At 36.4% G+C, this 11,840-nt stretch carries 11 protein-coding genes; 9 read left to right on the top strand and 2 right to left on the bottom strand.

From position 1 onward, the window contains the following. Positions 1-8: 8 nt before the first annotated feature. The 4 genes from HND50_12160 to HND50_12145 all read left to right on the top strand — a co-directional run bounded on the left by HND50_12160 (position 9) and on the right by HND50_12145 (position 5,418). Complete coding sequence (locus HND50_12160; GenBank protein ID NOG45985.1) at positions 9-1,133, top strand: ABC transporter permease; 1,125 nt, start codon at positions 9-11, stop codon at positions 1,131-1,133. A gap of 182 nt (positions 1,134-1,315) precedes the next feature. Then, positions 1,316-1,759 carry a thioredoxin family protein gene (locus tag HND50_12155; GenBank protein NOG45984.1) on the top strand — a complete coding sequence of 148 codons (444 nt, stop codon included), beginning with the start codon at positions 1,316-1,318 and terminating at the stop codon, positions 1,757-1,759. 518 nt (positions 1,760-2,277) lie between these two features. Beyond that, positions 2,278-4,596: a TonB-dependent receptor gene (locus HND50_12150; protein ID NOG45983.1), complete on the top strand. Its 2,319-nt coding sequence runs from the start codon at positions 2,278-2,280 to the stop codon at positions 4,594-4,596. A 9-nt stretch (positions 4,597-4,605) separates the two neighbouring features. After that, positions 4,606-5,418 carry a DUF4249 domain-containing protein gene (locus HND50_12145; protein ID NOG45982.1) on the top strand — a complete coding sequence of 271 codons (813 nt, stop codon included), beginning with the start codon at positions 4,606-4,608 and terminating at the stop codon, positions 5,416-5,418. A 56-nt stretch (positions 5,419-5,474) separates the two neighbouring features. Here the strand turns inward: HND50_12145 and HND50_12140 are convergent, their stop codons facing one another. Further along, positions 5,475-6,566, bottom strand: a complete 1,092-nt coding sequence (locus HND50_12140) for a hypothetical protein (protein ID NOG45981.1) — start codon at positions 6,564-6,566, stop codon at positions 5,475-5,477. A 275-nt stretch (positions 6,567-6,841) separates the two neighbouring features. Here HND50_12140 and HND50_12135 point away from each other — a divergent pair, with 275 nt between their 5' ends. The 4 genes from HND50_12135 (at position 6,842) to rarD (ending at position 9,979) form a co-directional block, all read left to right on the top strand. Beyond that, the gene (locus HND50_12135) at positions 6,842-7,939 is read left to right on the top strand and encodes a hypothetical protein (GenBank protein ID NOG45980.1); all 1,098 of its coding nucleotides are present in this window, start codon (positions 6,842-6,844) and stop codon (positions 7,937-7,939) included. 59 nt (positions 7,940-7,998) lie between these two features. Next, positions 7,999-8,538, top strand: a complete 540-nt coding sequence (locus HND50_12130; GenBank protein ID NOG45979.1) for an FMN-binding protein — start codon at positions 7,999-8,001, stop codon at positions 8,536-8,538. Between the two features lie 66 nt (positions 8,539-8,604). Then, positions 8,605-9,102 carry a hypothetical protein gene (locus tag HND50_12125; GenBank protein ID NOG45978.1) on the top strand — a complete coding sequence of 166 codons (498 nt, stop codon included), beginning with the start codon at positions 8,605-8,607 and terminating at the stop codon, positions 9,100-9,102. A 1-nt stretch (position 9,103) separates the two neighbouring features. Continuing rightward, complete coding sequence (gene rarD, locus HND50_12120; GenBank protein NOG45977.1) at positions 9,104-9,979, top strand: EamA family transporter RarD; 876 nt, start codon at positions 9,104-9,106, stop codon at positions 9,977-9,979. Positions 9,980-9,994: 15 nt separating this feature from the next. Here rarD and HND50_12115 read toward each other — a convergent pair whose 3' ends face one another. Next, positions 9,995-10,918 (bottom strand): MerR family transcriptional regulator, encoded by a 924-nt coding sequence (locus tag HND50_12115; protein ID NOG45976.1) that lies wholly within the window; start codon positions 10,916-10,918, stop codon positions 9,995-9,997. Between the two features lie 211 nt (positions 10,919-11,129). On the opposite strand from HND50_12115, the gene HND50_12110 reads away from it, so the two are divergent. Next, positions 11,130-11,819 (top strand): DUF4397 domain-containing protein, encoded by a 690-nt coding sequence (locus HND50_12110; GenBank protein NOG45975.1) that lies wholly within the window; start codon positions 11,130-11,132, stop codon positions 11,817-11,819. Positions 11,820-11,840: the final 21 nt, after the last annotated feature.

Genomic DNA, 11,840 nt, shown 5'->3' with positions numbered 1-11,840 from the left:
TTTAAAATATGAAACGAATCCTCTATCTTGTTCAAAAAGAATTTCGGCAAATAATGCGCGAGAAGGCATTTATAGGAATAATAGTGGTAATGCCTTTTATCCAGATTGTGATTTTGGGATTTGCGATTTCTACTGATGTGCGCAACATGTCACTGGGCATAGTAGATATGGATTTGAGTGCTTCGAGCAGACGTATTGTTGATGCCTTTAGCGTGACGGAATCATTTACATTAAAGCATGCAGCAAGTTCTGTTAAAGAGGCCCAGGAGCTTATAGATAATGGATCCATAAAAATTGCATTGGTTATACCGCAGCACTTTGAACGAGATTTAAAAAGAGGTGATAGTCCGAAAATACAAGCAATAATTGATGGGGTGGATGGCAACTCCGCGGGTGTTTCCATGGCTTATGTAAATCAAATTGGCCAGTTATTGCAAAAAGAATGGCTCTCTCAGAGTGGACAGGCCAGAGAAAAAATATCTTCAATGCGCCTTGTGCAGATTGAACCACGTATGCTTTATAACGCAACTCTTGAAAGCCAGAATAATATTGTCCCGGGAATCGTAGCCGTTTTGCTTACTATGATTACAGCTTTTTTGACCGGGATGAGTATTGTTCGAGAAAAAGAAATTGGCACGCTGGAGCAGCTAATGGTTACTCCAATCAGATCCTACGAACTGATGCTTGGTAAAATTATACCTTTTGTAATTTTGGGTTTTCTATTGATGAATGTCGGGATTTTGGCAACCGGCTTAATTTTCAATTTGTGGATGAAAGGCAGCTTGTTTTTGCTTTATGCAATGAGCCTGATTTTTATGTTAAGTACTCTGGGCTTGGGGATATTTGCATCAACCATTTCTCAAACTCAGCAACAGGCAATGTTTATCTCATGGTTTTTTGCAATCTTTGCCATCTTATTATCCGGTTTTTTTATCCCGATTGAAAATATGCCGGATTGGGTGCAGGGTGTTACTTATCTTAATCCTTTACGATATTTTATGGTAATTATTAGAGAGATTTACCTTAAGGGTACCGGAGCTGCATATTTATTGAAAGAAACAATGGCTATGGCCTTCTTTGGAATTATCACCTTTTCACTTGCAGTAGGCAGGTTCCGCAAAAGAGTAAGTTAGGCTTTCCCTGTCAGAATTTTCCTAACAGTTGTTACTTTTCGCACCCATATAAAAATATGCAAGAAATAAGAAATTTAATGGTCTGATTAAAAGTGAACAAATATGCGTGATATGATGCATGTTTGATTTTGGAACTTTGTTCACATCTACAGATTTAATTAGACTTTTTTATGGAGAAACTAATGAAAAATACTTTGATTATATTTTTACTCTTTTCAACAGCTGTTTTTGCCGGTGAAACCTGGGTATCGAGTTTTGATGATGCCAAGTTAATAGCAGCAAAAAATGATAAAAAAATCTTGCTTTATTTTTCCGGATCGGATTGGTGCAGACCATGTATTTTATTAAAGAAAAAAGTTTTCGAAAAAGAATTGTTTAAGAAATTTGCTGATGACAACCTGGTATTAGCATTGTTTGATTTTCCCGCGCGTGATAAGAATAAACCTGAACCTGCCCAGATTGCCCATAATGAAAAAATGGCAGAAATCTATAATCCTGAAGGAAATTTCCCACAAGTTGTTTTGGTGACAGCTGAAGGAAAGAAAATTAGTGAGTTTGCCGGTTATGGGAATGAGACAGCCGTGAAGTATATTGCCAAATTGAAAGAAGCATTGGCAGTCAAATAAAATACTGATTCTGAAACTGTTGTAATAAAAAAGATATGCCCTTCGTCTTCGCTCATGGTGAAGCAACAATAACCTAATATTGAGTATTTATCTTCATGGTAGCGGAGACGAACCATGAACGGTTGAAATATTTTAAGGATTGATTATAAATAATGCTCTTTGTGATTACATCATTCTTATTTTTAAGCACGCTGGCAAATGCCCAAAACCCGGTTAAGAATAAAAAAGTGCTAAGAACAAATTCTATGGGGGCTATTAAAGCCACTTAAACTTTCTGAACGTCTTACTTTTCTTCGAATAATAAATGCCAACCTTTGTGGTTAGTAGCTGGCAATTGACTATCCATCATATATTACCTACGGTTTTAACAGGGGCCTGAAAACTCTCCGATCTAGATTATTTTCCTATCACACATCACATTAACAGCTACTATTTAACAGTACAAAAAAGAATGCAATAAATAATAAGTTCGTTTGTCAGAAATAGAAAACAAAACTTACACAAAACTGAAAGTTAACATGCTATATCGAATGGTTTTTTTATTTGTAATATCTCTCTCACCAATTTTCGCACAGGAAAATTTAACCTTAAGCGGTTTCCTGAGAGACTCTGAAACAGGAGAGGTGCTGATAGGTGTGAATGTTTACGTTGCTGATACAACATCTTTGGGGACAAGTACTAATCAGTATGGATTTTATTCCCTTTCACTCGAATCAGGAGAATATACAATCCGTTATAACTATATTGGGTATGAATCCTATGATCATAAATTAAAGCTCACATCAAATCAGACACTAAGTATTGAACTTGTACCAGCAACCTTTTCCACAGAAGAAATAGTTGTGGTTGCTGAGCGGACAGATGAAAATGTAAAATCTATAGAAATGAGTACAATAACCGTCAGCCCGGTAGAACTTAAAAGTGTACCGGTTATATTTGGAGAACAGGATATTTTAAAAAGTATTCAGCTTCTTCCTGGTGTAACGGCGGGAAGCGAAGGCAGCAGCGGATTTCATGTTCGTGGTGGTGGTCTGGATCAGAATTTGATCCTATTGGATGAGGCACCGGTTTATAATGCAGCGCATTTAATGGGCTTTTTCTCTGTTTTTAACTCTGATGCCATAAACAGCGCTAAACTAATTAAAGGTGGTGGAAATCCGGAATATGGCGGACGCCTTTCTTCCGTTTTTGATATTAAGATGAAAGAGGGAAACCGGAAAAATTTTAGTACCTCTGGTGGTATCGGTGCTATTTCATCTCGTTTGGCAGTTGAAGGCCCGATTGATAATGGAAATGGATCATACTTTATCTCTGGCCGGCGCACATACGCCGATTTAGTAATGAAAGCCGTAGACCCGGATAACTTTGATGATTTGTCTTTGTATTTTTATGATCTGAATATGAAAGTCAATTATCAATTGGGTTCAAAGGATTTTCTTTATTTGTCAGGTTATTTGGGGCGGGATGTTTTGGGTTTTCAAAACCGGTTTGGATTGGATTGGGGCAATACAACAGCAACCATGCGCTGGAACCATATTTTCAATGATAAGATTTTTTCTAATACGTCGCTTATTTACAGTAATTTTGATTATGTTGTCAGTTTGGAAAATGGTGGGGATCTTACAGATATCACCTCAGGTATTGAAGATTATAATCTTAAACAAAACTTCAATTATTCATTCAATCCACAACACCATTTTAGTTCCGGTTTTGATTTGAATTACCACACATTCACACCTGGTCGCATTTCATCATCAGGAGATGCTCTTTTAAGCACTTTTACGATTGATAAAAAATATGCTCTTGAAAGCGCAGTCTATTTTGGACATGAATGGAAAGCTTCAAGCTGGCTCTCTTTTAATTATGGATTAAGATACTCTGCCTTTTCAGTTTTAGGTCCGGGTACCGTTTTTGGATTTGATGAAGAAGGTGATGTTGAATCTGAGACCGAATATTCAGATGGGGAAGTTATAAAAACCTACGGAGGCCTGGAACCCAGGTTTACGGCCAATATGCTGATCGACCGCAATAGCTCAGTTAAGATGGCTTATTCACGCAATCATCAATACATTCATTTGATATCCAATTCATCCGGTGGACCTTCAATGGATGTATGGCACCCCAGCACAAACCTGGTAAAACCTGGGATTTCAGATCAGATCTCATTGGGTTATTTCCGTAATTTTGATAATAATAAATATGAGACATCATTTGAGATATATTACAAGGATTTACAAAATCAGGTTGATTATAAGAATGGGGCCGATCTTCTTCTAAACCAATATGTAGAATCCCAGCTGGTTTTTGGCGATGGTTATTCTTATGGGGCTGAATTATATATAAAACGAAATTTTGGTCAGTTAACTGGCTGGTTGGGTTATACATGGTCCCGAACAGAGCGTGAATTTGCCGATATCAATAATGGAGATCCTTATCCAACAATATATGATAGGACACATGATGTTTCAGTTGTTGCGATGTACAAGCTTAATGAGAAGTGGAATTTTTCTGCGAACTGGGTTTATAACACCGGGCAAGCTGTGACATATCCAAGTGGTAAATATATTATTGATGGCCAGACAGTAAACTATTACACAGACCGGAACAGTTACCGCATGCCTGATTACCACAGATTGGATTTAAGCGCTACATATAATTTTGCAAAAACCAGCCGTTATGAATCGAGTCTAAATTTTTCAATTTACAACGCCTACGGCCAGAAGAATCCATATACGATTTATTTCAGGGAAAATGAAGATGATCCCACTGTCACTGAAGCAGTAAAATTATATCTTTTTACCTATTTCCCATCCATATCCTATAACTTTAAATGGTGAGTCGAAAAAATGAAAAATCGAATTTTAAAAATATCGTTTAGTCTTGTTCCTGTTTTATTATTTATGTTTGCATGTGAAGAGATAATTGAAATTGAACTGAATTCTTCAAATCCAAATATAGTAATTGAAGGGAATGTTACAGATCAACCAGGGCCATACCAGGTGAAAATTACTCAAACAACCGATTATTATAATCCTGACAGTATACCAACTATTTCCAACGCAGAAGTACAGATATCGGATAACCTGGGAAACACAGAAGTTCTTACTAAGCTGGGAAATGGTTTGTATGAAACCCAGGCAATACAGGGAACGCCGGGCAGGACTTATACACTGCAAGTTTTGCATGACGGAGAATCGTATAATGCCACTTCTTTTATGCCGCATGCGATCAATATTGATTCTTTTTATTATACTCAGGAAGAGGGTAATTTTCGAGACAAAAACAATTATAAGCTGGTTTGTGTCTTCAAGGATAATGCCGGTATAGATGATTATTGCCGGATTAAAGTATTTAAAAATAATGAACTTGAAAGCGGATACTTTTTGTATAATGGCAGATTATCTGATGGAAATCGTATTGAGTTTGACAGATTTCGCGTCCAGGAGATAAAGCAAAATGATAAAATTCAACTTGATTTATTGACAATCGATAAAACAGTTTATGAGTATTATTCAACTTTAAGTGATGCAATTGCCAGTGATCCAAGAGGTCTTGGCTCATCCGAAGTACTTGCAAATCCGAATTCCAACATTAGCGGTGGCGCATTAGGGTATTTTGGGGCATACCCTTTAAGAACAGATTCTTTGGTTATTAAATAATATGGAATAGCTGTTATTTGTTTATTGTCTGGTTTATTTGCATAAGTTAAACCAGGCTACTTTGCCTTTCTTACAAAGTCGATAACCCAATTGTTGGTGACTGTTTTGCCGCGGTCTCTTGTGTCTTCAGAGCGCCATTGGTAACTATTATCCTGCCAGTTAAAGAATACCCAATATGAATAACTACCTGTGCCGGAATGAGCATTAAAACTGTGCAAAACTATTTTGTCATCTTCCTTTACGCCACCAAAATAAAGAAGGCTATGGCCACGGTTATTAAAAAATAAGCTTTCCCATCGCCGCATTGCGCGGTTATAAATCCTGATTATAGTCGTTGCGGCATCCGGCAGGTTAGGATCGGTGTCAAACCAGCTAAACTCCATAATAGCATGGCCATTCATAACATGGACAGCTGTCGAGTTATCCTTAAAGCGAATGGGGCCGTTTGGCCTTTGCATTGTGTGGTTTCCTTCAAATTCGCCAAGAAGAAAATCAAACTGGCGTGCTTCATCGGGCAAACCTTCAGCAGCTTCACCAATTAGTGTTTTAGATTGTGGCCAGGAAGGTTTTTCTTCTGTTCGAGTATATTCCTTAGTAAGCCCTTTTACCCAGGTCTTCCCATAATCTGCAGAATTATCAACTCTCAATATTAAGCCATTATCTGTTTTTGAAATTAACATTTTATAATAGCGGTGGTTTATCCAGCCAAAATCGCGATTGGCGTGATACAAAATAAATGAATCATCAGTTAAGTCACCATCATAAACACGGCACTGTTCCTTATAACTGTCCACATTGCCCAGTAACCATTTTTTTTGGGTAGGGTTATAAACCAGCATTGAGATTGTATTCAGCTCGGTTCCCTGCTTGTTAAAATCCTTTGAATAATAACGTTCCATAAGTCCATGCCCGCGATTCATTAAAGTGATTACAGACTTCCCTGTGCTCACAATCTCGGATGTATCGCTGGTGTGGATTGTATATTTAACATCAAAAGATCCGATCATCCAAGTTGCTTGTTTAAGCTCAGAAGGCGCTTTAGAACTAATCTCCTCCATCGCAAACCCTGTATCAAAAATTTTGCCGTCATTAGTTTGAGAAAATATAAGTGATGTAAAAATAGCTAAAATAAAAGTAAGTTTACTCATTTCACCTCCTGTTATGGTTTACGAAAAGTGGAAAACGTATGTTTTCTAAGAAAAATTGCAAGTAGCTTTTATTAAAAAGCACGAAAATACTGATGAATTGTGGAATACTCTACCATTTTTGAAAATTGTATTGGAAATAAAAGTTTAATTTTTTGTCAAGAGAAGTTATAAGGTCTTAAAAACGATTGACACAACAAAATGAATATGTTATATTTATAGCTTATATGTTAAGCATATATAACAAAAGTTCTTTATATAAAACTTCAGGAGATTTTATGTTTCAGAAATTATTACTTCTAATCATGTTTTCAGCTTTTACTTTTACAACATTAAGCGCCCAGGACGAGTTTTTTGAACCAAAGTCCACCATAGGCGGATATGGCGAGCTGCACTATAATTGGTCTAAAGATGATGGTGCCGACGACGCAAAGAAAACACTCGATTTTCACCGTTTTGTTTTATTCTATTCACACTCTTGGACAGAAAAATGGTCTTTTAAATCGGAGATAGAATTGGAACACAATTTTGTTAAAGATGGTGAAGGTGAGTTAGAGTTGGAACAGGCCTATATTAACTATCATCACAGTGATGCATTTGGATTTCAGGTTGGTGTGATCTTACCATCAGTTGGGTTTATAAATGAGTACCATGAGCCACCTTTGTTTTTAAGTGTTGAACGGCCTGAATATTCGAAAAATATAATTCCAACAACCTGGTTTGGAAACGGCGCTGCTGTTTATGGCCGGTTTTCTGATTTTTCTTACAAAGCCACTGTTATGGAAGGATTGAATGGTGCAAAAATATTAGCTGATGGCAAAATTCGCAGCGGACGTCAGAAAGGTTATAAATCAAATGCACAAGAACTTTTGTACAATGCCAGGGTTGATTATACAGGAATTGAAGGCCTTTGGCTTGGTTCATCTTTTTCTTATAACGATGCTTTTGTTGGCGTTGATTCTACCATTTCAACCACCCTTTTTGAAGTTCATGCAAAATATGACGCTAATAATGTTATTGCAGTTTTTGAATATGGAAATATAGCCTATGATGGTGAAGATGTAGGCTTTATGGTTGAAAGTGCCATGGGTTATTATTTTGATTTAGGATATAATATCGCCCCAATATTTGATTTGGATGGAAAACTGATCCCCTGGGTGAGATACACAGATTACAACACAGCAGCTTCTGTAATTGGTGGTGGAGATGCTGAGCAAAAAGCACACTATACTAAGTGGATGCTTGGGCTGAGTGTAAAACCAATTGATCAGGTTGTTTTTAAAATAGATTATGGTGTGAAGACAAACGAACTTAAAAATGGTACCAAAGATTTTGAAACAGCCTTATTCAATTTTGGCGCCGGTTACATGTTTTAAACTGAATGAATTATTTATGCAGGGACGATTGTGTCCCTGCTTCTCATAAAAAGTTAAGTATGAATTATTTAAAAATTATTACTATAATATTTGTCCTTTGCCTGCAATCTTCAGCAGGAGAGATACGCGAGCTAACTGAAAATAAAATTCATAGCTTGTCGGCCGAGGATGCAAAAATAAGTTTTCAAAAAATTTCACTTAAAACCATTTTAAAAAGTAAAATAGAAAAAGAAGTACGCCAGCGCTTCTTTAAAGATTGGCTATATATTTGGAAAGTGATGGAAAATGATTCTGTCACAAAGTATGCCGTTTTGGATAATGTTTACGGTAAAGCCATGCCGATTACCTTTTTGACCATCCTCGATAATTCGGGTAAAATTAAATCTGTTCGGGTTATTAAGTATCGTGAATCCATAGGAGGCCAGATTACAAATCCAAAATGGTTAAAGCAATTTACCGGGAAAAGTGTAGACTCCGATTTTAGCCCCGGAAAAGATGTTGATGCAATCAGCGGTGCAACAATTTCGGTAAATGCGCTTACAAAAGGCATACAAAAAATAGTAATGCTCTTTCCTTTTATTCAAAAGAATGTAAATTAAAAGAAGATAATTCTGAACTATTGACCTGATGAATTTCAATTTTCCATCATTTCACCAATTTTTTCAATGCAGATTAAACTTTATAAACTCGATCGTACATTTCGTCATTTCTTATCGGCTTTTATATTACTCTTATTGGCTTCAACCTTTACAGGATTAGCATTTGTATACCAAACAACCCAATTTGCTAAAACAGGAATTACTGAAAGATATAGTGGTAGTATAACTTCACCATCAGATGACTTTGATATTCTGGAAAAATACCCCAAATCATATTCGGAAATGTTGCTCAATACACACAATCATTTATTTGGGTTTGCTTTTATTTTCTTTACGCTGGGATTTGTCTTTTATTTTAATTCTGTTATTACCGGATTCTGGAAATATTTATTATTAGTTGAGCCGTTTTTCTCTGTTTTAATCACTTTTTCCGGTATGTGGGCCATGCGATTTATCCATCCTGGTTTTGTGTGTGCAGTAATAATAGCGGGATTCCTGACATATGCCGCCATTTTTATTATGGCATTTACTTTGATTTATGAATTGTTATTAAAAAAGGATTAGCTTGAATAAAGGATATATTGCTGCTTTTTCTGCATACTTTTGGTGGGGTCTTTCGCCAATTTACTGGAAGCTAATTTCATCAATCCCTGCAGAGGAAATATTAGCTGTGAGAGTTTTGCTCTCGCTGCCTTTCTTGCTGATCATTTTATTGATTACAAAGAACTTTCATACTTTTAAAAGTGATCTAACAAACCTTTCTAAGATTAAACCTTATATATTAAGTGCATTTCTGCTGGCAACAAACTGGTATATTTTTATTTGGGCAATGAATAACAACCATGTCGTCGAAGCCAGTCTGGGATATTTTATTAATCCTCTTGTAAATGTTTTGATGGGTGTAATTTTATTAGGCGAAAGAATGCGTCGCATGCAGTGGTTGTCAATTATTTTGGCATTTGGTGGCGTTATGTATTTGGCTATTAATTACGGACAGTTTCCGTGGATTGCGCTTGTCTTGGCGGTGTCATTTGCAGGCTATGGTTTTATCCGCAAAACAGCCTCATTGGGTGCAATAAGTGGTTTAACCGGGGAAATGACCGTTTTACTTCTTCCTGCTTTTGGGCTTTTAGGCTTCCTTGCAGTTAACACGGATTTCATGATCCCATCTTTGGGCTGGGATATGCATTTTCTACTTTCTTTAACGGCGATTGTAACGATTGTACCTCTGGTTGTTTTTGCTTATGGTGCCCGCAGAATTCCCTACAGTACATTGGGATTGATTCAATACATTGCACCATCTATGCAATTTCTACTTGGTGTATTTCTTTATAATGAAGATTTTAATCAGGAAAGATTAATTGGTTTTAGCTTTATCTGGGCAGCACTTTTTATTTATACCGCAGAAAATATTTACTTTATGAAAAGGAAACCTTCTTAAAAAAATTTTTCCTTTTTACAAAACTGAAGAAAAAGTCCTGCGGAAAATATTGAAATCACTAATAATTGAGGCATTCAGAGAGTCAAGTTCCTTTTTATAATTATTGGCCAGTCTCCCACCTACTATAATTTCTACGTCCTTCGGGATAAGATCTTTTAGTTTTTCAAAATCTTTTTTTAATAAATGATCATCTGCAGGGTATACAATACTCAATACAATAGCTTTAGCTTCTTTTTCTAATACAGCAGTTGCTATTTCATCTGCCGGGAGATTTGGGCCCAGGTAAGTAACATTCCAGCCTGCAGAAGCAGCAACAAGGGAAAGTATTAAGGCACCCAACTCATGGTTTTGCCCTAATGGTGTGGTTACAATAATTGCAGGTGAATCCTCTCTCGGGCGATAACCGGATCGCATATTCGACAAAAATGTTTTAAGTATAGCTGTTGCCATATGTTCTTGCATAATTCTAATATCACCACCGTGCCAAAGAATGCCAATTTGCTCAATGAATGGAAGAATGTAAAAATCCAAAAAATCAGCTTGGCTTAATTGAAGTGAAGCCTCGTGCAATATTTTCTCAAGAGCCAGCCCATCGAAATTTTTAACCGCTTCAATGCTTGTCTTTAAATATTCATTCTCTCCATTGCGTTTTTGATTTTCTGCACTTTGAATAAGCCCGGAATCATAATTGTTTCCTAAGAGATCTTTTAGTTCATCTGTATTGAGAGACGCAATATGTCCAATGTTGTGACCTTCTTTTGTTGCTTTGTTTAACAAGTAGAGCTTTTCAATATCTTGATCACTATATAATCGCCGGTTGGTTTCGGTTCGCACTGGGACAACAGCATTATACCTTTTTTCCCAGGCTCGAATTACATGTATTGTCAGCCTTGTTTTCACAGAAACTGCTTTTATCGGATATAAGTTATTTGTTTTCATGCGTCCAATATATAGCTCTGTCTAATATTTGTCAATATTTTTATTATTTAAATAAGTTGTTAATAAATAAAGCTTTAGGAGTATATTACAGAAAAAGAATTCATAAAAAGTAAAAATATAGTTGACAAAAGATAGACAAAATACATATATTGCTCCCGATTATTTAAACAAAAGATAGACAAACACAATCATTAACCTAAGGAGTTTTATCATGTTACTATTTTCTAAGTCTTTTTTAATTTTATTTATTACCGCTTCATTTGCATTTTTTAGTTGTAGTGATGACAACGATAGCGGTATGGATTCTAATCTTGGTGAAGCGCGAGTTCTTGTTACTCATGCGTCTCCCGATGCACCCGGCGTTGATCTGTTAGTCGATAATAACGTAGCTGGCACAAATCTGGAATTTCCTAATAACACTGGTTATCTCCCAGTAACAGAAGGAACCAGAAATATTAAGGTAAATGTTACAAACACAACGACTACCGTAATTGAAGCTGACCTGGATCTTGATTCAGATGTGAATTATTCAGTTTTTGCGATAGACGCTGTTGCGAATTTAAGCCCATTGGTTGTCGTAGATGACCTCAGCGCTCCTGCTTCTGGCAATGCGCATGTAAGGTTTATACACTTATCCCCAGATGCACCAGCTGTTGATATTACTACAACTGATGGTACTATCGTTTTTGGAAATTACATATTTAAGCAGGCAAGTGACTTTAAACCTTTGCCCGCAGCAACATATGATTTGCAAGTGCGGTTGCAAGGTACGGCAACAGTTGCTCTTGAATTACCTGGAATAGCATTAGAAAATGGAAAAATTTATACAGTTTTTGCAAAAGGATTTGTGGCAGGTACAGATAACCAGGCTCTTGGTGCTCAAATAATTGTAAATAACTAACAAACTAAAATAACAAAACCC

It is taken from the genome of Calditrichota bacterium (assembly GCA_013112635.1).
Taxonomy (GTDB): Bacteria; Calditrichota; Calditrichia; order Calditrichales; family J004; genus JABFGF01.
Note: the sequence above shows the minus strand (reverse complement) of the source record. Positions and strands in the feature narration are given on the sequence as shown.

What these genes read in the sequence shown, in the direction of transcription:
- HND50_12115 (NOG45976.1), bottom strand. Translation starts at nt 10,918, where the DNA reads ATGAAAACAAATAACTTATATCCGATAAAAGCAGTTTCTGTGAAAACA.
- HND50_12125 (NOG45978.1), top strand. Translation starts at nt 8,605, where the DNA reads ATGCAGATTAAACTTTATAAACTCGATCGTACATTTCGTCATTTCTTA.
- HND50_12140 (NOG45981.1), bottom strand. Translation starts at nt 6,566, where the DNA reads ATGAGTAAACTTACTTTTATTTTAGCTATTTTTACATCACTTATATTT.
- HND50_12135 (NOG45980.1), top strand. Translation starts at nt 6,842, where the DNA reads ATGTTTCAGAAATTATTACTTCTAATCATGTTTTCAGCTTTTACTTTT.
- HND50_12155 (NOG45984.1), top strand. Translation starts at nt 1,316, where the DNA reads ATGAAAAATACTTTGATTATATTTTTACTCTTTTCAACAGCTGTTTTT.
- HND50_12160 (NOG45985.1), top strand. Translation starts at nt 9, where the DNA reads ATGAAACGAATCCTCTATCTTGTTCAAAAAGAATTTCGGCAAATAATG.
- HND50_12150 (NOG45983.1), top strand. Translation starts at nt 2,278, where the DNA reads ATGCTATATCGAATGGTTTTTTTATTTGTAATATCTCTCTCACCAATT.
- HND50_12110 (NOG45975.1), top strand. Translation starts at nt 11,130, where the DNA reads ATGTTACTATTTTCTAAGTCTTTTTTAATTTTATTTATTACCGCTTCA.
- HND50_12145 (NOG45982.1), top strand. Translation starts at nt 4,606, where the DNA reads ATGAAAAATCGAATTTTAAAAATATCGTTTAGTCTTGTTCCTGTTTTA.
- HND50_12130 (NOG45979.1), top strand. Translation starts at nt 7,999, where the DNA reads ATGAATTATTTAAAAATTATTACTATAATATTTGTCCTTTGCCTGCAA.